This window comes from Exiguobacterium sp. s145, from assembly GCF_018618835.1.
GTDB classification, from domain to species: domain Bacteria; phylum Bacillota; class Bacilli; order Exiguobacteriales; family Exiguobacteriaceae; genus Exiguobacterium_A; species Exiguobacterium_A artemiae.
Window position 1 is genome coordinate 15521 of record NZ_JACSMV010000017.1, and the last position, 21212, is coordinate 36732.

Below are 21212 nucleotides of genomic sequence, written 5' to 3' on the forward strand. Positions count from 1 at the left end.
AATCTGCTGTCCTCCTCTTGCTGTGAAATCAATACGTCGTGCTAAACGAATAAGTCGTCTCGTGAAAGTAGGGAATTGAACCGCGGATGAGAGATGACAGCAGGAAATCCGTTGAATCAAAACAAATACCGGAGAAGGACGTGTCGGTATGATGCGCTGCTGCAGACAACACAAAGCCGGGGTGGGAAGTTTCGATTGTCACCCAGCGCCCGCTTACGGCTTCATGAACAGAGATGACCGGTTGTTGATGAAATGAAAAATAGGTGTCGACAGGAGATTGTAAAAACACCTTGTCTAAAAAGAAACGGTGCAGACGACGTCCTAACCGAAAATCAAAGGGGGTCCCTTTCGTCTGTTGCAAGCAGGGATTCATCGACAACGTCGGTACGGGATGGATGAAACAAGAACTGGTAAACTTTAAATCATGTTGTGTAATACTGTCCTTTAAATTACCGCTTAGGTTAAAGAAAATCGGAAGCGCCAAAGAGAGGCGAAGTGGTTGGTTGGTCGTCGCTGCATATCGGAGAATCAGTTGATTGCTGTTAGTTAGCGCATAAAGCATGTCGATTGCGATCACCTGTCCATTGACAGATATTTCCGCCGACAGACGTAGTCCGGATTCTTGTATTGTCGAGAAAGGTTCAGCTGTGAATAAAAGTTGATATAATGCCAGATCGATTTCGTGAACGGAACCGGACGACGTATCATACAGCTTGCCAGATAAACCGCGAGTAATCACAGGGACTGGTGTCAAATAACAGTTGAACATAATATCTTCCGGATGCCCATTCCGGTCAGGCACGATCAAACGTTCAATGCTTCCTCCTTTGCTTGAAATCTCGACTTCCATTCCCCGATCATTTTTCACACGATATCGTGTCGACTGGTCTTGTTGTAAATTCATACGGACCTGCAATTTCTTTCCTCCTCTTTTCGTATGAAATAAAACGCTTTTTAACGGTATAATACAAATACAGCTATTAACCATTCATTGAGTAAAATTATTCCCTCTCATTTTACCATATGATAAAATTTAAAAACTTTAAATTTACTAAATTTTTTTACTTAAAATAATTCAAAAAAAGAGGCGGATGCATGATGGCGACGATCAAAGATATTGCAAAAGAAGTGGGTTGCTCGATTTCGACGGTATCCCGCGTATTGAATAACGACCCGACGTTATCAGTGGGTGACGAGACAAGAGCCCGGATTTTTGAAGTGGCGGAAGAAATCGGATACCGGAAAAAAACATTGAAAACACTCGTGAAGAACATCGCGTTTTTATATTGGCTGACCGATAACGAAGAGCTCGAAGACGTCTATTTTCAAACGATGCGGGTGGAAATCGAAAAAAAAGCACGGGAAAATAACATCGAAATGACGACCTACAAACTCGAAGGCGGGATTGAAAAAATCCCGCTGGATATCGATGGATTCATTGCTGTCGGTTCATTCATGAACCGTGAGTTGGAGTATTTGAGAGAATTGACACCACATGGCGTATTCATCGACTCGACACCTGATCCCGCACATTACGATTCGGTTCGTCCGGATCTTGCACAAATCACCCGTCAGGCAGTTGAAGTGCTAGTGGAGCAAGGTCATGAAAAGATTGGGTTTATCGGCGGCACGTACCATAATCTTGATACGGATGCGGAAGAGATGGATGGACGGGAGCGGGCGTTTCGGCAAACGATGGAGGAACGTGACTTGTTACGGGAAGACTTCATCTTTTGCCGGCGGGGATTTTCGGTCGACAATGGGCATTACTTAATGAATCAGGCGGTCGAACAACTCGGGGAAGAGTTGCCGACAGCGTTTTATGTAGCGGCGGATCCGATTGCAGTCGGTTGTTTGCAAGTCTTGAACGAGCAACAGATCGAGATTCCGAAACGGGTTAGTCTGATCAGTGTCAATGATACAAGTATTTCGAAATATGTGTCGCCGCCTCTGACGACGTTTCATATTGACCTCGAGGAGATTTGTCAAAATGCGATTCAACTTTTACTAGAACGTGTGTTAAAGAAACGAAATATCGTCAAAACGGTCTATATCGGTGCAGAATTGATTACTCGGAAAAGCACTTTGTAAATAAATTTAGTAAAATTTTTTACTAAATTTATTTACAAAGTTTTCTTGTGGTGCTATATTTTGATTATTAAAGCGCTTACAAAAAGTGTTCTAATCTTTTCATAATATGATCCACAGGAGGAAAAAGAAGATGAAAAAAACCATTACATATATGACTGTCCTGAGTAGTCTGGCATTGACAGCCTCGCTCGCGGCGTGTGGTCCCGGGGAAGAAGCGCAGGGAAACAAGGAACAATCATCAAATAAAGAAGCGAAGCTGATCGTCTGGGAAGACATTGAAAAAGGCGAAGGAATCAAAGACATCGTTTCAAAATTCGAACAGGACAACGATGTCGACGTACAGGTCATCGAAAAACCGTACGCTAAGCAAATCGAGGATTTACGATTAGATGGTCCGGCTGGTACAGGTCCTGATTTGTTGACGATGCCGGGGGATCAGATTGGCACAGCGGTAACGGAAGGAATCATCAAAGAGATGAATGTCCCGGAAGAGGTCCAGTCGATTTATACCGATGTTGCCCTTGATTCGCAAAAAGTGAACGGAAAACTCTACGGTGTCCCGAAAGCGGTGGAAACGACGGTTTTATACTACAACAAAAAACTGGTCTCAGAAGACAAGCTACCGAAAACACTGGAAGAATGGTACGCCTTATCGAAAAAAACGACAACTGGACAATCGTTCGGGTTCCTCGCTTTATTTGATCAAATCTATTATGCCCAAAGTATCTTAAGTGGATATGGCGGTTATATTTTCAAACAAGATAATCAAGGAAAATACCAGACAAAAGAAGTCGGTCTTGCGAATACCGGAGCCATCAAAGGTGCGTCCTATATTCAAAAGTTCTATCAGGAAAAATTATTCCCGGCAGGCATCATCGGGGAGCAGGGCATCAACGTTTTGGAATCCTTGTTTACGGAAGGGAAGGCAGCCGCCATCATCTCCGGTCCCTGGAATGTCGAACCCTTTACGAAAGCAGGCATTGATTTCGGCATTACGAAACTGCCGGAACTGGAAAACGGAAAAAACATGAGTTCCTTCATCGGTGTCAAAAGTTATAATGTCAGCGCTTACTCCAAACAGTCGGAAATGGCGAACAAGCTAGCGCTTTACCTGACGAATGCGGAAAACTCGAAAAAGCGTTTTGAAATCACAAAAGAAGTCCCGGCCGTCAGTGCGTTGGCAGAAGATCCTGCCGTCACAAAAAGTCCAGCCGCACAGGCAGTCGCCGAACAATCGAAATTTTCCGAATTGACACCGAACATCCCTGAAATGAATGAAGTCTGGAAGCCGGTCGATGCCGCCCTTCAAACGATTGCGACCGGAAAAGCTGAACCGGCAGCCGCGATGAAGCAGGCCGTCAAAACGATCGACGGGCAAATCGAAGCGAAACACGGAGCGAAGTAAGAACGCTTCATATGATACGACCAGACAGTCAGAGATTCTAGTAAAGAGGTGAAGGACGTGCAGCACCGGAAAATTGGATTGATGTTATCGATCATTCCAGGACTTGGCCAATTGTATCACCGGCAATGGATGAAAGGCGGACTCCTGCTTATAGTCAGCATTGCTTTTTGGATTACGTTCGCCGACTTGCTCAATATGGGATTATGGGGAATCGTGACGCTAGGAACGGAAGTCCCGCGCGACAACTCGATTTTTCTGTTGGCGCAAGGCATCATTGCCATCATCGTCTTGTTGTTTGGGACAGGAGTCTATGTGTTTAATTTACGCGATTCCTACCGCAATGGACAAAAGCGGGATCAAGGGATGCGGCCGGATTCGCTGTTATCGGATTATCGGAATTTGATCAATCAGGGATATCCCTATCTGGTCAGTGGTCCGTCCCTGTTTCTGTTGATTTTTGCCGTAATTTTCCCGATCTTATTCAGTTTCGCCTTGGCATTCACAAATTATGATTTATATCATTCCCCGCCTGCGAAACTGGCGGATTGGGTCGGATTTTCTACTTTTGCTCAAATTTTCACAGTTGATATTTGGCGATCGACGTTCTTTGATGTCTTGTCTTGGACTGTAGTCTGGACCTTGGTCGCCTCGACGTTACAAGTGTCGCTCGGTATCCTGATGGCAGTCCTCGTCAACCAAAAAGAGGTCCGGTTCAAACGGGTCATTCGGACGATTTTTGTCCTGCCGTGGGCGGTTCCGGGATTTGTGACGATTCTTGTTTTTGCCGGTCTCTTTAATGACAGTTTTGGGGCCGTCAACATGGATCTGCTGTCTCTGTTCGGTCTTGATCCGGTCCCATGGTTAACAGATGAGAAGTGGACACGGGTCGCGCTCGTCTTCATGCAGGGATGGCTTGGATTCCCGTATGTCTTTTTAGTGACGACGGGTGTGTTGCAATCGATTCCGGAAGATTTATATGAAGCGGCAACGATTGACGGTGCCTCGATGTTTGCAAAGTTCCGGCACATCACGATGCCGATGGTGCTGATTGCGATGTCGCCGATCATCATCACCCAGTTCACCTTTAACTTCAATAACTTTAATATCATTTATCTCTTTAACGGCGGCGGACCGTCCGTGCCGGGTTCAAATGCCGGCGGAACGGACATCCTCGTCTCCTGGATTTATAAATTGACGATGCAGTCCGGTCAATATGCGTTAGCGGCCGCGTTGACGATCTTACTGTCGATTTTTGTCATCGGGATTGCCTTATGGCAGTTCAGACGAACAAATGCATTTAAGGAAGGAGCGTGATCAAGATGGTGACACGGAACAAAACGCGGACGGTTCGCCTGACGCTGACCTATTTGATTCTGCTGTTCGTTGCGACCTGTATCATCTATCCGCTCCTGTGGACGATCGGTGCGAGTTTTAATCCGGGCAACAGTTTAGTCAGCACATCAATCATCCCGAAAAATCCGACACTGGATCATTACCGGGAATTGTTTGCCGGAAAAGAAAGTCTGCAATACAGTCACTGGTATATGAATTCGTTAAAAATCAGTCTCTTTACGATGCTCGGGACGATCGTCAGCGTTTCCTTTACGGCCTATGCCTTTTCGCGCTTCCGTTTTAAAGGACGTCAGCAGGCCTTAACGCTGTTTTTGCTGTTACAGATGATTCCGCAGTTTTCCGCCTTGATTGCCCTGTTCGTCCTGGCCCAGATGCTTGGCATGATGAACAGTCACTGGCTGCTGATTCTGTTGTATATCGGCGGTCAGATTCCGATGAACACCTATTTGATGAAAGGATACATGGATTCGATTCCGGTCGATCTCGATGAAAGTGCCAAACTCGACGGCGCCGGTCATACACGGATTTTCATCCAAATTATTTTACCGCTCTGTCGGCCGATGCTTGCCGTGGTCGCGATGAACGGATTTACGGGCCCGCTCGGGGACTTCGTGCTCGCTTCGACGATTTTACGGACGCAGGAAGCGTATACGTTACCGATCGGTCTGTTTAATCTCGTCAACGAAGCGATGGGTGCAAGTTATACGACGTTTGCTGCCGGGGCGATTTTAATCAGCATCCCGGTTGCCGTTCTGTTTGTCCTGCTGCAAAAACATTTTGTGTCCGGGCTAACGGCAGGGGGAACAAAAGGGTAAGAGAGATAGAGAAACGAAATAGAGGATTAAGGGAGAGGCTTAAAAAATGAGGCAAACGATTTATACGACAAAAGCGAGACATCTGTTGCACGGCGGGGACTATAATCCGGATCAATGGCTCAACGTACCGGACGTCTTACAGGAAGATTTACGGTTAATGCGTCTTGCGCATACGAATACGTATTCCATCGGCATCTTTGCCTGGAGTGCGCTCGAACCGACCGAAAATCAGTTCACGTTCGACTGGCTTGACCGGATTATTGACGATATTCACGCAAACGGCGGACAGGTAATTTTGGCGACACCAAGCGGGGCACGTCCGGCCTGGCTGTCGCAAACGTATCCGCAAGTGTTACGTGTCGACGAGCACCGTATCAGACAGCTGCACGGCGGGCGTCATAATCACTGTCTGACGTCTCCGGTCTACCGTGAAAAAACACAACGGATCAACCGCTTATTGGCCGAACGGTACGGGAATCATCCGGCACTGCTGATGTGGCATGTTTCGAACGAATACGGTGGCGAGTGCCATTGTCCGCTTTGTCAGGCAGCCTTTCGCGACTGGCTGAAAGTGAAGTATGAGACGCTCGATGCACTGAATGCTTCCTGGTGGAGTGCCTTTTGGAGTCATACGTTTGACGACTGGTCGCAAATCGAGTCGCCATCACCGATCGGCGAAAGCATGGTCCATGGTCTGAATCTCGACTGGAAACGGTTTGTGACCGATCAGACGATTTCGTTTTTTGAGCAGGAAAGTGTTCCCCTGCGCGAGTTGACACCCAATCTTCCGATCACGACCAATTTCATGGCAGATATGGAAGACCTGATTCCATTCCAGGCCCTTGACTACAGTCGATTCGCGAAACACGTCGATGTCGTCAGTTGGGATGCCTATCCGACCTGGCACAATGACTGGGAAACGACGGCCAATTTAGCGATGAAGGTCGGGTTCATCAATGACTTGTTCCGGAGTTTAAAGCAACAACCGTTCCTCTTGATGGAATCGACGCCGAGTGCTGTCAACTGGCATCCCGTCAACAAAGCGAAACGTCCGGGCATGCACCTGTTGTCCTCGTTGCAAATGATTGCCCACGGTTCCGACAGCGTGCTGTACTTCCAGTGGCGGAAATCCCGCGGCTCGTCAGAAAAGTTTCACGGGGCGGTCGTCGACCATGACCGGTCGGAAGAAAATCGGGTCTTTCAAGAAGTCGCCCACGTCGGACAAACGCTGGAGCAACTCGACGCCGTCGTCGGTACGACGCGTCCCGCAGAGGTCGGGATTCTTTACGACTGGGAAAATAACTGGGCATTAAATGATGCGCAAGGGTTCGCAAACGACACGAAACAGTATCCGCAAACGCTGCAGGAACATTATCGTTTCTTTTACGAACAGGATATTCCGGTCGATGTCATCACGAAAGAACAGCCATTTGATGCTTACAAACTGTTGATCGTGCCGATGCTGTATCTGGTCAGTGCGGCGACCTTGGAACGGCTACAACGATTTGTCGAGCATGGGGGAACGTTGGTCACGACATACATGACCGGTCTCGTCGATGAACATGATTTGGCGTATGCCGGATGGCCGGATGAACTGAAGACGATCTTTGGCCTGACACCGGAAGAGACGGACACGCTGTATCCGAGCGATCGCAATCACGTGATGTTTAACGGGAAACAGTATGAACTGCAGGATTATGCGACGGTCATCCAGGTCGATTCAGCAGAAGTCGTTGGCACCTATACGGATGACTTTTATCAACAGACACCGGCCGTGACCCAAAATCAGTATGGAAAAGGTGTCGCCTGGTATATCGGCGGACGACTCGAGGCAACGTTTCAACGTGACTTGTATGCGATTTTAGCGGATCGGTTAAACATCAAGGCACCTTTCGACACGACGCATACGGCAGAAGTATCGATTCAAATGCGCCGTGGACAGGAGGCGGACTACGGGTTCATCCTGAACTTTTCCGAAGTCGAGCAAACGATTGAACTGTTCGAGCCGTTGCTTGAGTCTGCAACACAAACGGAAATCAGCGGTCAGCTGATGCTTAAACCGTATGAAGTCAAGATCGTTGAACGGAAGAAAACATGAACGCAATTCAAAACGGCTTTTCAGACAGAGGTATGTTCTGTCCGAAAAGCCGTTTTTTGGATGTGTCCGTTAAAAGGCTGTGTCCTCTTGCGGACGGCTCATCCATTCGAGCAATGTTTTAGCCGGACGTGACAGGATTGCTTGTTTTTTCCAAATCAAGTAGGTGTTGGCAGTGAGCGCCGGCGCAAGCGGAACGAAAATGAGTTCACTACCGCTTGTGTTGATGATGCGGTCGAGACATACGGCATGACCGATTCCTTCCTTGACGAGGAGCGAAGCATTAAACAGCAGGTTGTAGGTTCCGACGATATGGACCGTGTCCCAGTCCAAACCGGTCCGTTCGGCAAACGTCCGGTTTCCTTGGAGTTGTTCCGAAACGATTAACGGAAGGTCCCGCAAGTCGTCTGCCGTTACCGTCGCCTTTTGACTGAGCGGATGATCGCGCCGTGTCAAGATACCCCATTGATCAGGCTGATTCAATTTCAGATAATGATAGGCGTTGACGTCAAACGGTTCAATGACCAGTCCGAAATCCAGAATTCCTTTATCGAGCTTATCCAGAATATCCTGACCGTTCCCGCTGTGAATCCGAATCGTGACGTCCGGATGCTGTGATTGCATTTGTTTGAATGACCGGATGACGGGCAATAGACTTTCCGTTTCACCGCCGCCGATATAAAGTTCGCCACGCAACGTTTCCTCGGTCAAGAGATTGGTGACGATTTTATCGGCCAGCGTCACAAGTTCACGCGCCCGTTCCGCCAAATAGTACCCGCTTTCCGTCAGGATGATGCCCCCCGGAGTCCGGTCGAACAACGGACTGGCCAATTCGTCTTCTAACCGTTGGATTTGACGGGACAGAGCAGGCTGTGAAATCCGAAGAATCCGTGCTGCCCGAGTAATGTTTTTTTCCTCGACGACTGCTAAAAAGTATCTTAATTGTTGAATTTCCATGGGGTCCTCCTATGCGTTTTGGTTATGTTATATGATTTTATATTAGCATTAGACATGAAGGGTGAATACTCGTAACCTTGTAGACAAGCAACAACTAAGAGGAGGAATACACATGAACACACCACTAGATAAAGTCATTGTCATCATGGGCGCGTCAAGCGGAATCGGCGAAGCGACCGCACGACTGCTCGCGTCACGTGGAGCCAAATTAATGCTTGCGGCCCGTCGGATTGAGCGTTTACAAAGCATTCAGGAAGCATATCCTGAGGCGAACATTCAGATTAAACAGGCGGACGTCACGGAGTTCGATCAAGTCGAAGCCGTCGTCGAGGAAGCAAAAGCCGTCTACGGACGGATTGATGTTCTCTTCAACAATGCCGGCATCATGCCGACCGCTCCGCTTGCGGCCAGACACCGGGAGGACTGGAAAAATACGCTCGATATCAATGTGATGGGAGTCTTAAACGGAATCGCCGCGACCTTGCCGATTATGGAACAGCAACAGTCCGGTCATATCATTGCAACGGATTCGGTCGCGGGACATGTCGTCTATCCGGAATCAGCCGTTTATTGCGGGACAAAGTTCGCCGTCCGGGCAATCATGGAAGGATTACGTCAGGAGCAACGTGAAAATAATGTCAAATCGACGATTATCTCACCGGGAGCCGTCCAGACAGAGCTGTATACGACGATCAGAGATCAAGCAACAGGCGAGTCGCTCCGTCAAGCGCAACAAGAGTGGGGGTTGACGAGCGAAGATGTCGCCGAGGCCGTTCTGTATGCTATTGATACACCGGACCGGGTTTCGATCAGTAACTTAATCATCCGTCCGACGCAACAACAAGTGTGACGCGCATGGAGCATTCAACGATCTACCATCAAATCGAAAATCAGCTGGTCGAGCCACAAAATGCCGTATTCGAGCAAATTCATGCCATCCAACAGGACGGGGAACGATTGCTCCACCGGTTAAACTGCCAGCTGTTGTCACCGGCGGAGTTTCGCGAGACGTTAGCCGAGTTGATTGGTCAGCCGGTGGATGAAAGTGTGATCGTGTTACCTCCGCTCTATACGGATTTCGGACGCCATATCTCACTCGGGAAAAACGTCTTTATCAATCGTGGCGTCATGTTGACGGATCTCGGATCGATTCAGATTGATGATCACGTACTGATTGGTCCGTTTGCCAAGCTATTGACCGTCAATCATCCGGTCAGTCCGGCAAAGCGTCGTGGTTTGCTCGTCGCGCCGATTCACTTAAAACAAAATGCCTGGATTGGAGCGGGGGCAACGATCCTGCCCGGTATCACAATCGGCGAACATGCCATCGTTGCAGCAAACGCGACCGTGACGAAAGATGTCCCGGACAAGGCCATCGTTGCCGGCACCCCGGCCCGGATCATCCGTTATATCGATGAATCGGAGGATTGATATGAAGCAACGTTTGGAAACCGTCATTGTCCTTCTTTCACTTGGACTGGCAGGTTGCGGTCCGGCGGTCCCGATTTCGACAGAAGTCAAACAAGAGGTTGAGGAGAGAGATACCATGAATATCAACGTCAACGGTCAGGTCGCCTCGATCCAACTGGAAGACAATGCAACAACCAAAGCTTTAGTGGCGGAAGCTCCGTTTACGATTCAAATGGATGATCTACACCGGAATGAAAAATATCATTATTTCGGCAAGTCGTTTCCGACGCAGCCCCAAGCAATCCAGACGATTGAAGCCGGAGACGTGCTGCTGTATCAAAATAACTGTCTGGTGATCTTTTACCAAGCGGCTGAACCGGTTGTTCCGTATACGCGGATTGGAAAAATCCATCATTTTCAGGATATCCGGGCGTCGTTCGGAAACAAGTCGGTTTCCGTCCAATGGTATGAAGGAGAGGGAGGAGAATGATGACAAAATCGAAGACAGCTGTAGAACATCCTTTTCAACGGGGAGAAAAAAATGAAGCATTTGCGGCTTACTTTATCGAACAAAGTTACCTGAACCCGTTAGTCAATGATCCAACGCTCGAAATTTCAGTCGGTCAGGTGACATTCGAACCGGGTTGTCGCAATCATTGGCATCTTCACCGGGACGGATACCAAATCCTCCTCGTGACAGATGGGGAAGGATGGTATCAGGAGATGGGCAAACCGGCCCGTCAGTTACGAAGCGGCGATACGGTCGTCACACACGACGGCGTCAAACATTGGCACGGAGCGACGTCAGACAGCTGGTTTTCGCATCTGACGATCACGGCCGGGACACCGGACTGGCTGGAACCGGTTGCGGAACAGGAATACGATGTGCTGAAGAAATGAATTAAAAACGAGATCTATCTTCAGTCCGTCATCCGGACCAGAGCGTAGATCTCGTTTTTGTTTGGAGTAAAAAAATTAAAACGAACTGTCAAGTTTAAAGATGGAGTCACCAAGATGTTGCATCAGTTCGTTGGCCCGACTTTCAATGTGTTCCGGCAACTTCGTTTGACTGAAATAGGCGAGATCGAGACTTTCCCCGTCCAGCATCACGAGTGTCCCCGTAACGTTTTTCGCATGATAGAGATGAATGACGCCATGCACTTCATCTCCGTTCGGATACTGGTAGTAAAAGCGGGGGCCGGAAAAGACGCCGATCAGTTCCAGTTCGCTTGTCTGTAGTCCGGTTTCTTCGTGTAGCTCGCGAATAGCGACTTCTTCCAGTGTCTCGCCGAGCTCCATTGACCCGCCTGGCAGTCCCCAGTCGAGCGTGTCGGACCGGTGTTGGAATAAGACTTCCTGTTGGTCATTGGTGACGAGAATTGTCGCGCCGACACTGATGATCGGACGGCTGCCGATTGTTTTGCGTAATTCTGAGATATATCCCATCTGATTGAACAACTCCTTTATGTGATGAAACTCTGTTTGTTTACCGACTGAAACCGCCCTCAGCATGGATGACCTGTCCGGTGATCCAGGCCGCGTCTTTACTAACGAGAAACGCAATCGTCCGCGCGGCGTCTTCCGGTGTCCCGATCCGGCCAAATGGAAACTGTGGTGTTAAATGCGTCCGAATCTCCTCTGTCATCCAGGTCGAGTCGGTTGGTCCGGGATTAAGTGCATTGACCGTGATGCCGAGTGGTGCGACGGCTGCTGCAAAGGAAGTCGTGAACGATGAGACGGCTCCTTTTGTTGCCGCATAGGCCAGTTCTTCGGGCATCGCGCCAAGATCCTGTCCGGACGTCAAATTGACGATCCGGCCGTCCTTCAAACCGGCTTCCGCGAAAGCCCGGGCAAACAAGGTCGATAATAAAAGCGTACTCCGGACATTGACGGCGTAATGGGCATCGAGTGCCGTCACGTCAAGTGTCGCGAAATCGGTGTGTGTCGAATGCGCGGCATTGTTAATGAGAAGGGACGGTGTACCGATCGTCGCGACCGCATGCGCCAGAACACGTTCCGCGGCATCGGGTGCGGACAAATCAATTTCGAATGCTTCACTTGAAATACCGGCCGCCGACAGTTCAGCTTGAAACGTATGGATCCATTCGGAGTCCGCTTTCCAATATGTAAAACAGATGTTTAAACCTTGGGCAGCCAGTTTCCGGCAAATGGCTGTGCCGATATCCTGGGGATGGCTCGCACCGGTAATCAGGGCAAGCTGTCTTCGATCAGTCATAAGAGTGCCTCCAATCTAAAGATATGCGCTTTCATCGTACCGTTTCCGGAGGAAGGAAGTCTAGAGAAAGAGGGATTTTTTTACAAAAATCAACAGAATTATGCCTTGCTGGATGATATGATGAAAAAAGAGGTGTTTTCAGATGATCAAGCGGAAATACGGGGCCCGCACGGCGTGGAACCGGATCAGCGAACGGAATTACCAGGAGCTTTACCTCGAGACCGACGACTTCACTGGTCATGTGACACGTCTTGAGATGATCCGGGTGACGGATCCGTTGTTTGTCCAGTATACGGAACAAGCGCTCCAAATTGCCGGTGACGGTTACGTCTGGATTCAACAGTTTCCGGCGGGCAAGCAGCACGTCATCACGACGATGTTTAATGATCAATGGCAACTCGTGCAGACGTACATTGATATTTGCCTGCGACACGGACGTGATGCAACCGGTATCTTTTGGGACGATTTAATGCTCGATCTCGTATTATTGCCGTCCGGAGAATATTTTGTGCTGGATGCGGAGGAGCTGGAAACGGCTTTGACGGTCGGCGAGATTACACAGGAGGATTACGACCGGTCGTGGCAGGAAATCAACCGGTTGCAACAACAAATCCGGACAGCGAGGTTTGTTCCCAGTCCACTTGCCTGTGCCCATGCGGACCTGTTCAGGCAGATGAACAAGTCCCGTTGAAAAAATCAACGGGACTTTGCGAGACGGTTAAACCATCTTGTTGCGGTTATTGAAGACGACAAATACGACGATACTGATGACAGCTAAGGCAACCACGATGAGGACCATGGGGATTCATCTCCTTTTTCCCGCCGAAAAAATAGCAACTGCTGTTACTGGTCTTTACCCGTAATTCAAAAAAACGAATAAAGGATACCAAAGAAGAAGTTATCAAACGGTGACGAAATGAGGCATTATCATCAAGGAGGAAATGATCGTGAAACAGGCTTACATTTTTGATATGGACGGCACGTTATTTCAAACAGACCGGATTCTTGGTCATGCACTGAAGGATGTGTTTGCTTTCCTGCGTGAACAGGGCCGGTGGACAACAGAGACGCCGCTCGCCGAATATCGGGCGATCATGGGCGTACCGTTGCCGGAAGTCTGGCGGACGTTGTTGCCGGCACATACAGAGGCGGACCGGGCGCAAGCTGATCAAATCTTTCAAGACGCATTGATTCGCCATATTGAACAGGGGCATGGTGCCCTGTATCCGGGGGCGGAAGAAGTACTGGCTGCATTACAGGCAAGCGGACATGCTGTTTATATCGCGAGTAACGGCTGGAAAGGATATCTAGCGGCTATCGTGCGGCAGTATGCGCTGGAGCGTTGGCTCGACGGTGTCTACAGCATCGAAGACGCGAGATCGACCGCGTCGACCTGACTGCCGTGTTCCGCAAGATACAAGGCATTGCGGCCGGGACCGCTTCCCAGTTCGAGCACCCGGTTCACCGGGATCTCCAGTTGTTCGACGTAGCGGACCAGGTTCTCGTCCGGTTTGTCGACGAAAAAGGGGATCCGTTTCGTTCGGTCGGCATAAAAGCCGTCCCAAAAAGCGGTCGGTTCCCGGAGTAAAGCGTCAAGCATCTGCAACAGGTCGTCGTGTGTCCGAATCGTTTCGTTCATCATCAGTCCTCGTTTCTTCCCGGCAGGTTCCGCAGGAGGACCGCCGTCATGAGTGTTTCTTTTAAGTGTTCTGCCCGTTTTTCCGTAAAGGTCGTCCAAAACGTCTCACCGATCGTTGCGAGTTCGTCCGGCGAATAGACACCGGGTTCAAAGCTTCCCCAACAACCATCCGTCGTCAGCTGATCCCAAAAGACATAATCGGCGACCGGATAATAGGGCAGCGGAACGTCGCCGCCCATCGGTTGCAGGTCAACGAGCTCCGAGCAAAGCCACATCGCGGTCGCGACGGACAACAGACCGCCGTGCCGTTCGTTTAATCCGGCGAGTCCCGCAGCACTCAAAGCTTCCTCGAAGGCCCGGTAGCGGTGCGTCGTGATGACGACGAGCTCCGGATATTTAAAGTTAATCTGTTTGACGAACGCCGACTCCCAGTAGGCACCGCCGTGTCCGTTGTAGAGAACGAATCGAGTAAATCCTTGGCGGTGCAGATTGACGATGATTTCTTCGAGCATCAGCGCGATCGCCGTCGGACTGACGGTGACGGTCCCGATTCGATTGGCATGTTCTTCGGAGGTGTTAAACGGCAGCGTCGGTAAGACATAGGCGTTTAACCGTTCACCGAAGACAGCGGCCTGGTGCTCGGCAATCAATGTATCAAGATGCATCGGCAAATACGGTCCGAACTGTTCCGTTGCCCCGACCGAGAGAATCGCGGTGACAGTCTGACTGTCTTGAATAACCTTCGTACTGTTTTTGTAGCTGAGCATTAATTGATTCTCCTTTATTCAAATACTTGGCGTAATTCGATTTGTCCTTCGCCGTGACCTTGCGGATCCGGCATACGTCTGGCCCAGGCCACTGCTTCCTCTTTTGACGCCACGTCAATCAAGATGAATCCTGCCAATTGATCCGCCGGAGGTTCAAACGGTCCGGATGTGACGTCCGGCTCCTCGTCGGGACGGCGAAACGAAATCCGGAGAGCTTCTCGCGTCGGATGCAGTCCTTTCGCCATAATCCGGACACCCGCTTCGACCAGGTCCCGGTTAAAGGCGGTCATCGCTTCTTGGAGGGATGGATCGGGAAAAAGACCGGCTTCTGAACGGCTTGACGCTTTAACGAGCAATAGGAATAACATGGATCAACCTCCTTGCAAAATGTGACCGGTGGGGATGAAAAACGTCTACTGTATGTTATTCGACAAATCGGTTGTAATCCCTGTTTTTTTAACTAAAAAATGGATGTTAAATTTATTTTGATGGAAGAAAAAAGGAAAAAAGTTACCGCGTCAGATCTACTTCGATTAGTATAAAGTCAGAAGACAGAAGATCAAGTTTTCTCAGGAAAGGAGCTCGGAAATGGTCTATTTTATCGGCATGTTTGCGGTCGGTGTGGTTGCCCTGACGGCGCGGGGACTGTATTTTGAGATATTTCGCTGGACGGAGTGGGGGAGTGTATTCGCATTTCTCCCGGCTGCCCTGTTGCTCTTTTCGATTGAGCGGCGGCAGCAAAAACAAGATACAGCGTTTGCCGGAAACGGAGCCGGTTACACGTCGCGACTCAGTGACCGGCAATCGACGGGAATCAAACAGATCTACCGGGCGGAGACGGTCGTCGGTTCCTACCGCCGGACGTTTAAACAAGTCTAGCACCGCTGGTTTGTCGCTTTTCCGAAAGTCGAGAATTTTTTTCTGAATCTCGATTTTAATCTATCGCAACGTGAACTCCGGTTCGAGGAAAAAGCGGGGCAACGGTTGTGGAGCAATCAGACGGAGTGGACAATCGAAGAGAGCGGCGAAACCGTTGGTGACATTCTAACTGAAAATACGGTCCGGCATGCTGTCGAATTCACTGAAGTACTAAGGATGACGTACCGTGGCGAGACGTATCAGATCCGGTCACCCCGGTTATCCCGACGGATTGAGGTAAGACGTGACAAGAAAACGATTGTGACAAGTCACCGGAAACGGCACCTGCTGACGTTTGATGTCCCGGATTTTGAGACACAGGCCGTCCTGCTCGCCGGCGTGATTTTGTTTCGCCTGCATTTTCGCGAGTGAAGACGGACCGTTCCGCCTGACTTGGTACAGAAAGGAAAATCAGCTATCCTAGACAGGTAACCCAATCAAAAACAGAAAGCAGGCGATGTTTGATGAGTAATCCACTGAACCAACTCGCATGGACGTTTGTCTCCGAATGTGACATCCCGCAAGACGTAACAGGAATATTGATTCAGGGGGAAAACGCGTTGTCCGCCTATAAGACGATCCGTGATGTCGCGATTTTTACGACACACCGGCTAATCATTCGCGACGCGCAAGGATTGACGGGCAAGAAGGTCGAAGTCTATTCGATTCCCTACAAGTCGATCAACATGTATTCAACGGAAAACGCCGGCGGGATGTTTGACATCAATTCGGAAGTCCAACTGTTTACGCGGGCCGGAACGATTAAAATCAATCTCAATAAAAAGGTCGATGTCCGAAAAATTGACTTGCTGATTGCGAACGCGATTCTTTAAAAAGGGGGACTGGACGATGAAACGAGGAATTCAAAAAACGGCGTTGCTGGTTGTCTTGACGTTACTTGCAAGCCTCTGCCGGACGAAACGGGTCCGTTAATTTTATTTCAATTTCCGTAATTTATGTATGAAATGATTTCATACAGGCACAGGAGATTCTACTCCTTCCAAACCTTCAGCTGTCATAACAGGTAAAAAAAGAAAAATGTTCAAAAAAACGGATCCTTCAAGGACCCGTTCCGCAACTGACGCTATACTGTTGTGCTGTTTTTTTGCTGTAACAGATCGTCGGGGTCATGCCGGTTTCGCTGTCATAGTCGTACCACACGACATCATACATGCGACCGTAGTCCGGATCGACCATTCGTTTGTCGAGGATGGCGGTGTAACTCTGATACGGATGACCCTGTTCATACAAATAATGGCGGATGGCGCCGCTTTCGGTCTCATTTGAAAAGACGACCGGCGACAGCAGGGGGAAGACGATTAACAAGGTGAGTACGAATCCACCAATCCACAGACCGATTTTTTGCCAACGCTTCATTTGAAAATCACTCCATTTCAGTTAAAATATTGAAGTTTTATGCAAAACAACGATCGACAGCCACTGGATTGTCGGTCGTTTTGGTTTACCCTGTCTTTCGCATCGACTCAAACAAACGTCCCTTGTAGACGTCCGCGATCGTGTTCAGGAAGGATTCGGAAAAACGTTTCGGGAAATACGGTTTCGCATAAAAATACTGATAGGCCCGTTTTAAGTCATCCCACTGCGTACACGGATCCGTCTGCCGGAACCGGGCGACATCAATGATTCGCGTGCCGGTCGGCGTCAGCAGGATGTTTCGTAAGTGAATGTCGGATGGGTTCAAGCCGACCGAGCGGGCTTCTGCTAAAGCCTGATCGACGGTCTGGATGACATCGTCCGTGATGAGCGTGCCGCTGATCAGACATTCGAACAATGTCTGTCCTTCGATGTATTCGATGACGAGGTAGTCCGAACCATACTCATACTGTTTGGCGTACGTTGCAAACGAATCCAATTGTTCGTAAATCGATCCTTCGATTGCTGCCAAATGTCGGTGCGACGGGAAAAACTTTTTAATCACCCGGTCGGTTCCGGTGATGCGAAATACAAAAGCACTGCGGCCTGTTCCAATCCATTCCAGTTCGTCCGGATACGACGTTACCGTAAATCCCTCCGGCGTCTCCGTCAGATGGATGGCACAAGCCAGTTCGGAATCTGTCTTCACACATGCCACTTCCTTTCTCTTCTTTTATATTATACGACGTTTGGCTGCGGATGGTTTCATAAAACGGCTCCTGTGTGAAAGTTTTGAACATTTTGTGATATGCTGAAAATGTACGGATACTACTTAGCTCAAGGGGGCATTTTGATGACTACTTTACAACAATGGCGTGACCATTTTGAAGCGCTTCGTGCATACGATGAAGCCGTCGCGTTACTTTACTGGGACATGCGGACATACATGCCGGAACAATCCGCCGACAACCGTTCGAAATCAATCGGCTTCTTATCGACGGAAAGTTTCCGCCGCCGGACGGGAACAGCGTATCAAACGTTGCTTGAAGCGATGGGGCAAGAGACGTTGACAGGCGTCGAAGCCGTTTCCTACGCCAAAGCAAAACAAGCGTACGACCGGGACTCGAAGATTCCGGAAGCGGAATACCAGACGTTCATCACGTTGATTTCGGAAGCAGAAAGTGTCTGGGAGAAAGCGAAGGACGCGGATGATTGGGACTTGTTTGCACCTTACCTGGAAAAGATTGTCGCGATGGAACGGAAGTTCGTCGAGTACTGGGGATATGACAACCATCCGTACGACGCGTTGCTGCATGACTATGAACCGGGCATGACGGTCGCAGAACTCGATCCGTTATTCGCTGAACTCCGTCAGGCGATCATCACGTTGTTAAAACAACTTGACGGAAAAACATTCCCGACACTCGACTGGTCAGCCGACCGCGAGACACAGATTCGATTGAATCACGAGTGGCTGCAGGATATCGGTTATGACTTCACGGCGGGGCGACTCGATGAGACCGTCCATCCGTTCCAAACGACGATCAACCGGAAAGATGCCCGCGTCACGACGAAGTACGATGAAAATGATTACCGCAATTCGGTTTTCGGAACGATGCATGAAGCCGGACACGCAACATATGAACAAGGCATCGATCCGAATCTCGATACGCTCGGACTCGGGGACGGGGCCTCGATGGGAATCCATGAATCACAGTCGTTGTTCTTTGAGAATTTCATCGGCCGGAATCAAGGATTCCTGTCTGCCCGCTATGCCGGTCTGCAACGAGCGATTCCTTCATTGACGGATGTCCCGTTTGAGACGTTTTATGCCGCGGTCAACGAAGTCAAACCGTCACTGATCCGGATCGAAGCGGACGAATTGACGTATGCTTTGCATATCATCATCCGCTACGAGCTCGAAAAACGCCTGATTACGGGCGAACTCGAAGTCAAAGACCTGCCGGCGGAATGGAACCGTCTGTACAAGGAATACCTCGGAGTTGATGTCCCGACGAACGCAAAAGGTGTTCTGCAGGATGTCCACTGGTCCGGCGGATCGTTCGGTTACTTCCCGAGTTACGCGCTTGGTCTCGTCTACAGTGCTCAGCTGAACGAAGCGTTACGCCGTGACGTCAATGATGTTGATCAACTGATTGCCGACGGAACACTGGCACCCATCAAGGAATGGTTGAACGTCAACATTCACCGGCACGGAAAAGCGAAGACCCCGGCGGAACTGATTCAGGCGGCAACCGGACAATCGATTTCCGTCCAGCCGTTGATCAACTACTTGACGGCAAAATATACACGGGTCGTCGAAGCATTATGATGCGCTGGTTCGCCCATCGCGGAGCGAGTGACCGGTTTCCGGAAAATACGCTCGAAGCGATCGAAGCGGCAATTCCGTACGTCGACGGCATTGAATTCGATGTTCACTTTTCACGTGACGGAGTCGGAGTCATCATTCATGATGAGACGGTGAACCGGACGACGGACGGAACGGGGCGGGTCGTCGATTTGACGCTCGCTGAACTGAAACAGCTCAACGCCGGAGCCCAGTTCAAAGGAGACGGCGGACCGATCCAGACGACGATTCCGACGCTTGACGAAGTCCTCGAATTACTTGCGCCGACCGATCTTTTACTCAATATCGAGCTGAAGACAGATACGATCCGGTATCCCGGGATCGAAGCGTACACACTCGAACGGTGTCGTGCCCACGGTATTGCGAATGACCGCCTGATTTTTAGTTCGTTTAATCATTATTCGGTCGCGACCGTCCGGGAACTTGATCCGACGATCGAGACAGCGATTCTCTATCCGTATCCGTTGTACCACCCGGAGCAGCAAGCCATCCTGCTCGGGGCAAAGGCGATTCATCCGGATTACCGCCGCGTGACACGAGAAGATGTCATCCTTGCCCATCAGGCCGGGATTGCAGTCCGGGTCTATACGCCGAAAACGGCTGCTGATGTCAGACGGATGATGGAGATCGGGATTGACGCCGTCATCGTCAATGATCCACAAGCATTTCAGAAAAGTCTATCCATCCCATAAGGAGGTAGCGTCATGCGGAAGGAGCATCTGTTCATCATTTTAGCGTCATTGGTCGCACTCGTCATCGGTCTGCAGATTGGTTTTGCCAGTCTGCCGGCACCAAAACCGAAACAGGTCGAGGAATCGGTGACGCGACCGGATGATTTTCAGGCAGGACTCCGCGACGCCAAAACCGAATTAAAGATGGTACAACGGTTTGCCCGTACCAGCACGCTCGAGCACACTCGTTCGAGCCAAACCTGGATTTATTCCAGTCCGACACCGACGCGTATCGCCGTCGATTGGTATTACGTTGCGAGTTATCCTGAAAAAAATGTTCAGATGACCCGAAATGACGTGTCCCGGATTTTAACGTATGACCGGTACCTCGTCGTCATCCGCCCGATTTACGGGGTGATCGAAGACAGTGAACTGGAACAATTTGCGCTTCGCTTTTCGAGCTATTTCATGACAGTACAACAACAAAAGGAGGATGACGATGTCAGGTAAAATCATTCTGTTGATTGGTGGATCGGGCAGCGGGAAATCTTCCTTGATCAAACGCTTACGCCAGGAATATGAACGGGTCCGCTTTATTCCGTCTGTGACGACACGTCCGAAACGTCCGACGGAACATGACGGGGAAAGTTATCATTTCGTTGACGTCAAGACGTTCCAACAATTGATCCAGGAGAACGGATTCATTGAGTATGCCCACGTACATCGGGCATGGTACGGTACGCCACGAAAGGCATATGAAGAAATTTTAGCGACGGACGGAATCGTCATCAAGGATATTGATCCGAAAGGGGCGACAGCGTTCAAAACGTTGTTTGCCGATCACGTCATCACGATTTTCGTCTCCGTTCCGCCGGATTTGATGAAGGAACGGTTGCTGATGCGGGGGGATACGCCGGAGTTCGAGGCACGGCTCGTCGACTATGCGGATGCCTGGAAAGAGCGCGATCATTACGATTATATGATTGAAAACATCGACTTTGAACAAGCCTATGCGGATTTGTTGAGCATCATTTCCGCCTATATTCCCGGACAACCGTCCGAATCGTAACAGCAGGGAACCATCCCTGCTGTTTTTAGTATCGTTAAGGAGAG

Annotated in this window: 26 protein-coding genes and 1 pseudogene; 18 read left to right on the top strand and 9 right to left on the bottom strand. The window is 49.7% G+C overall.

Annotated elements, in window-relative coordinates:
* Nucleotides 1-28 precede the first annotated feature (28 nt).
* Entirely contained in the window at nt 29-916 is an 888-nt protein-coding gene (locus KNQ07_RS12140; protein WP_214766950.1) for an aldose epimerase family protein, read from the bottom strand.
* Nucleotides 917-1098: 182 nt separating this feature from the next.
* Here KNQ07_RS12140 and KNQ07_RS12145 point away from each other — a divergent pair, with 182 nt between their 5' ends.
* From KNQ07_RS12145 to KNQ07_RS12165, 5 genes are all read left to right on the top strand, one after another.
* A complete protein-coding gene (locus KNQ07_RS12145) occupies nt 1099-2091 on the top strand; it encodes a LacI family DNA-binding transcriptional regulator (protein ID WP_214767025.1) in 993 nt (330 codons plus the stop codon).
* A 130-nt stretch (nt 2092-2221) separates the two neighbouring features.
* Nucleotides 2222-3496 carry a galactooligosaccharide ABC transporter substrate-binding protein GanS gene (ganS, locus tag KNQ07_RS12150; protein ID WP_214766952.1) on the top strand — a complete coding sequence of 425 codons (1275 nt, stop codon included), beginning with the start codon at nt 2222-2224 and terminating at the stop codon, nt 3494-3496.
* 57 nt (nt 3497-3553) lie between these two features.
* On the top strand, nt 3554-4810 hold the full coding sequence (gene ganP / locus KNQ07_RS12155) for a carbohydrate ABC transporter permease (RefSeq protein WP_012370532.1): 1257 nt from the start codon (nt 3554-3556) through the stop codon (nt 4808-4810).
* A 5-nt stretch (nt 4811-4815) separates the two neighbouring features.
* On the top strand, nt 4816-5664 hold the full coding sequence (gene ganQ / locus KNQ07_RS12160; protein WP_012370531.1) for a galactooligosaccharide ABC transporter permease GanQ: 849 nt from the start codon (nt 4816-4818) through the stop codon (nt 5662-5664).
* Nucleotides 5665-5710: 46 nt separating this feature from the next.
* A complete protein-coding gene (locus KNQ07_RS12165; protein ID WP_214766954.1) occupies nt 5711-7762 on the top strand; it encodes a beta-galactosidase in 2052 nt (683 codons plus the stop codon).
* A 69-nt stretch (nt 7763-7831) separates the two neighbouring features.
* On the opposite strand, the gene KNQ07_RS12170 is transcribed toward KNQ07_RS12165, so the two are convergent.
* Entirely contained in the window at nt 7832-8716 is an 885-nt protein-coding gene (locus KNQ07_RS12170; protein ID WP_214766956.1) for a LysR family transcriptional regulator, read from the bottom strand.
* A 112-nt stretch (nt 8717-8828) separates the two neighbouring features.
* On the opposite strand from KNQ07_RS12170, the gene KNQ07_RS12175 reads away from it, so the two are divergent.
* The 4 genes from KNQ07_RS12175 to KNQ07_RS12190 are packed head-to-tail and all read left to right on the top strand — an operon-like array spanning nt 8829 to nt 11026.
* Nucleotides 8829-9566: an SDR family oxidoreductase gene (locus KNQ07_RS12175; RefSeq protein ID WP_214766958.1), complete on the top strand. Its 738-nt coding sequence runs from the start codon at nt 8829-8831 to the stop codon at nt 9564-9566.
* Complete coding sequence (locus KNQ07_RS12180; RefSeq protein ID WP_376778094.1) at nt 9563-10147, top strand: DapH/DapD/GlmU-related protein; 585 nt, start codon at nt 9563-9565, stop codon at nt 10145-10147. Before KNQ07_RS12175 ends, KNQ07_RS12180 begins: the two co-directional genes overlap by 4 nt.
* A 1-nt stretch (nt 10148) precedes the next feature.
* Entirely contained in the window at nt 10149-10616 is a 468-nt protein-coding gene (locus KNQ07_RS12185; protein WP_214766961.1) for a cyclophilin-like fold protein, read from the top strand.
* Nucleotides 10616-11026 carry a cupin domain-containing protein gene (locus tag KNQ07_RS12190; RefSeq protein WP_214766963.1) on the top strand — a complete coding sequence of 137 codons (411 nt, stop codon included), beginning with the start codon at nt 10616-10618 and terminating at the stop codon, nt 11024-11026. Before KNQ07_RS12185 ends, KNQ07_RS12190 begins: the two co-directional genes overlap by 1 nt.
* A gap of 75 nt (nt 11027-11101) precedes the next feature.
* Here the strand turns inward: KNQ07_RS12190 and KNQ07_RS12195 are convergent, their stop codons facing one another.
* Both KNQ07_RS12195 and KNQ07_RS12200 read right to left on the bottom strand, forming a co-directional pair.
* A complete protein-coding gene (locus KNQ07_RS12195) occupies nt 11102-11572 on the bottom strand; it encodes an NUDIX hydrolase (protein ID WP_214766965.1) in 471 nt (156 codons plus the stop codon).
* Between the two features lie 40 nt (nt 11573-11612).
* On the bottom strand, nt 11613-12362 hold the full coding sequence (locus tag KNQ07_RS12200; RefSeq protein WP_214766967.1) for an SDR family oxidoreductase: 750 nt from the start codon (nt 12360-12362) through the stop codon (nt 11613-11615).
* Between the two features lie 142 nt (nt 12363-12504).
* Between KNQ07_RS12200 and KNQ07_RS12205 the strand changes: the two genes are divergently transcribed.
* Together KNQ07_RS12205 and KNQ07_RS12210 are read left to right on the top strand one after the other, a co-directional pair.
* Entirely contained in the window at nt 12505-13053 is a 549-nt protein-coding gene (locus KNQ07_RS12205) for a DUF402 domain-containing protein (RefSeq protein ID WP_214766969.1), read from the top strand.
* Nucleotides 13054-13333: 280 nt separating this feature from the next.
* On the top strand, nt 13334-13759 hold the full coding sequence (locus tag KNQ07_RS12210; protein ID WP_251139544.1) for an HAD family hydrolase: 426 nt from the start codon (nt 13334-13336) through the stop codon (nt 13757-13759).
* On the opposite strand, the pseudogene KNQ07_RS12215 reads toward KNQ07_RS12210, so the two are convergent.
* From KNQ07_RS12215 to KNQ07_RS12225, 3 genes and pseudogenes are all read right to left on the bottom strand, one after another.
* A pseudogene (locus KNQ07_RS12215) lies at nt 13723-14001 on the bottom strand (class I SAM-dependent methyltransferase); the annotation flags it as partial. The gene KNQ07_RS12210 and the pseudogene KNQ07_RS12215 sit on opposite strands and share 37 nt — an antisense overlap.
* A 2-nt stretch (nt 14002-14003) precedes the next feature.
* Nucleotides 14004-14768, bottom strand: coding sequence for a creatininase family protein (locus tag KNQ07_RS12220; RefSeq protein ID WP_214766973.1), 765 nt, complete (start codon nt 14766-14768; stop codon nt 14004-14006).
* A gap of 14 nt (nt 14769-14782) precedes the next feature.
* Entirely contained in the window at nt 14783-15136 is a 354-nt protein-coding gene (locus tag KNQ07_RS12225) for a YciI family protein (RefSeq protein ID WP_214766975.1), read from the bottom strand.
* A 220-nt stretch (nt 15137-15356) separates the two neighbouring features.
* Between KNQ07_RS12225 and KNQ07_RS12230 the strand changes: the two genes are divergently transcribed.
* From KNQ07_RS12230 to KNQ07_RS12240, 3 genes are all read left to right on the top strand, one after another.
* Nucleotides 15357-15647, top strand: coding sequence for a hypothetical protein (locus tag KNQ07_RS12230; protein ID WP_214766977.1), 291 nt, complete (start codon nt 15357-15359; stop codon nt 15645-15647).
* A 105-nt stretch (nt 15648-15752) separates the two neighbouring features.
* The gene (locus KNQ07_RS12235) at nt 15753-16058 is read left to right on the top strand and encodes a hypothetical protein (RefSeq protein WP_214766979.1); all 306 of its coding nucleotides are present in this window, start codon (nt 15753-15755) and stop codon (nt 16056-16058) included.
* A 92-nt stretch (nt 16059-16150) separates the two neighbouring features.
* Nucleotides 16151-16519 (top strand): PH domain-containing protein, encoded by a 369-nt coding sequence (locus KNQ07_RS12240; protein WP_214766981.1) that lies wholly within the window; start codon nt 16151-16153, stop codon nt 16517-16519.
* Nucleotides 16520-16745: 226 nt separating this feature from the next.
* Here the strand turns inward: KNQ07_RS12240 and KNQ07_RS12245 are convergent, their stop codons facing one another.
* Complete coding sequence (locus tag KNQ07_RS12245) at nt 16746-17063, bottom strand: hypothetical protein (protein WP_214766983.1); 318 nt, start codon at nt 17061-17063, stop codon at nt 16746-16748.
* 85 nt (nt 17064-17148) lie between these two features.
* Entirely contained in the window at nt 17149-17769 is a 621-nt protein-coding gene (locus KNQ07_RS12250) for a serine/threonine protein kinase (protein ID WP_114595694.1), read from the bottom strand.
* Nucleotides 17770-17913: 144 nt separating this feature from the next.
* Between KNQ07_RS12250 and KNQ07_RS12255 the strand changes: the two genes are divergently transcribed.
* Genes KNQ07_RS12255 through KNQ07_RS12270 form a run of 4 tightly spaced genes read left to right on the top strand, consistent with a single transcriptional unit; the run spans nt 17914 to nt 21168 of the window.
* Nucleotides 17914-19392: a carboxypeptidase M32 gene (locus KNQ07_RS12255; RefSeq protein WP_214766985.1), complete on the top strand. Its 1479-nt coding sequence runs from the start codon at nt 17914-17916 to the stop codon at nt 19390-19392.
* Nucleotides 19389-20120, top strand: coding sequence for a glycerophosphodiester phosphodiesterase (locus KNQ07_RS12260; protein ID WP_214766987.1), 732 nt, complete (start codon nt 19389-19391; stop codon nt 20118-20120). The genes KNQ07_RS12255 and KNQ07_RS12260 overlap by 4 nt, the downstream gene beginning before the upstream one ends.
* 12 nt (nt 20121-20132) lie before the next feature.
* Nucleotides 20133-20609: a hypothetical protein gene (locus KNQ07_RS12265; protein ID WP_114595697.1), complete on the top strand. Its 477-nt coding sequence runs from the start codon at nt 20133-20135 to the stop codon at nt 20607-20609.
* Complete coding sequence (locus KNQ07_RS12270) at nt 20599-21168, top strand: guanylate kinase (RefSeq protein ID WP_214766989.1); 570 nt, start codon at nt 20599-20601, stop codon at nt 21166-21168. The genes KNQ07_RS12265 and KNQ07_RS12270 overlap by 11 nt, the downstream gene beginning before the upstream one ends.
* The last annotated feature ends 44 nt before the right edge of the window (nt 21169-21212 follow it).

Bases quoted from the DNA above. Each gene is read 5' to 3' on its own strand.
- KNQ07_RS12145 (WP_214767025.1), top strand. From the start codon at position 1,099: ATGGCGACGATCAAAGATATTGCAAAAGAAGTGGGTTGCTCGATTTCG.
- ganS (WP_214766952.1), top strand. From the start codon at position 2,222: ATGAAAAAAACCATTACATATATGACTGTCCTGAGTAGTCTGGCATTG.
- ganQ (WP_012370531.1), top strand. From the start codon at position 4,816: ATGGTGACACGGAACAAAACGCGGACGGTTCGCCTGACGCTGACCTAT.
- KNQ07_RS12165 (WP_214766954.1), top strand. From the start codon at position 5,711: ATGAGGCAAACGATTTATACGACAAAAGCGAGACATCTGTTGCACGGC.
- KNQ07_RS12170 (WP_214766956.1), bottom strand. From the start codon at position 8,716: ATGGAAATTCAACAATTAAGATACTTTTTAGCAGTCGTCGAGGAAAAA.
- KNQ07_RS12175 (WP_214766958.1), top strand. From the start codon at position 8,829: ATGAACACACCACTAGATAAAGTCATTGTCATCATGGGCGCGTCAAGC.
- KNQ07_RS12185 (WP_214766961.1), top strand. From the start codon at position 10,149: ATGAAGCAACGTTTGGAAACCGTCATTGTCCTTCTTTCACTTGGACTG.
- KNQ07_RS12190 (WP_214766963.1), top strand. From the start codon at position 10,616: ATGACAAAATCGAAGACAGCTGTAGAACATCCTTTTCAACGGGGAGAA.
- KNQ07_RS12195 (WP_214766965.1), bottom strand. From the start codon at position 11,572: ATGGGATATATCTCAGAATTACGCAAAACAATCGGCAGCCGTCCGATC.
- KNQ07_RS12200 (WP_214766967.1), bottom strand. From the start codon at position 12,362: ATGACTGATCGAAGACAGCTTGCCCTGATTACCGGTGCGAGCCATCCC.
- KNQ07_RS12205 (WP_214766969.1), top strand. From the start codon at position 12,505: ATGATCAAGCGGAAATACGGGGCCCGCACGGCGTGGAACCGGATCAGC.
- KNQ07_RS12210 (WP_251139544.1), top strand. From the start codon at position 13,334: ATGGACGGCACGTTATTTCAAACAGACCGGATTCTTGGTCATGCACTG.
- KNQ07_RS12220 (WP_214766973.1), bottom strand. From the start codon at position 14,768: ATGCTCAGCTACAAAAACAGTACGAAGGTTATTCAAGACAGTCAGACT.
- KNQ07_RS12225 (WP_214766975.1), bottom strand. From the start codon at position 15,136: ATGTTATTCCTATTGCTCGTTAAAGCGTCAAGCCGTTCAGAAGCCGGT.
- KNQ07_RS12230 (WP_214766977.1), top strand. From the start codon at position 15,357: ATGGTCTATTTTATCGGCATGTTTGCGGTCGGTGTGGTTGCCCTGACG.
- KNQ07_RS12240 (WP_214766981.1), top strand. From the start codon at position 16,151: ATGAGTAATCCACTGAACCAACTCGCATGGACGTTTGTCTCCGAATGT.
- KNQ07_RS12245 (WP_214766983.1), bottom strand. From the start codon at position 17,063: ATGAAGCGTTGGCAAAAAATCGGTCTGTGGATTGGTGGATTCGTACTC.
- KNQ07_RS12255 (WP_214766985.1), top strand. From the start codon at position 17,914: ATGACTACTTTACAACAATGGCGTGACCATTTTGAAGCGCTTCGTGCA.
- KNQ07_RS12260 (WP_214766987.1), top strand. From the start codon at position 19,389: ATGATGCGCTGGTTCGCCCATCGCGGAGCGAGTGACCGGTTTCCGGAA.
- KNQ07_RS12265 (WP_114595697.1), top strand. From the start codon at position 20,133: ATGCGGAAGGAGCATCTGTTCATCATTTTAGCGTCATTGGTCGCACTC.
- KNQ07_RS12270 (WP_214766989.1), top strand. From the start codon at position 20,599: ATGTCAGGTAAAATCATTCTGTTGATTGGTGGATCGGGCAGCGGGAAA.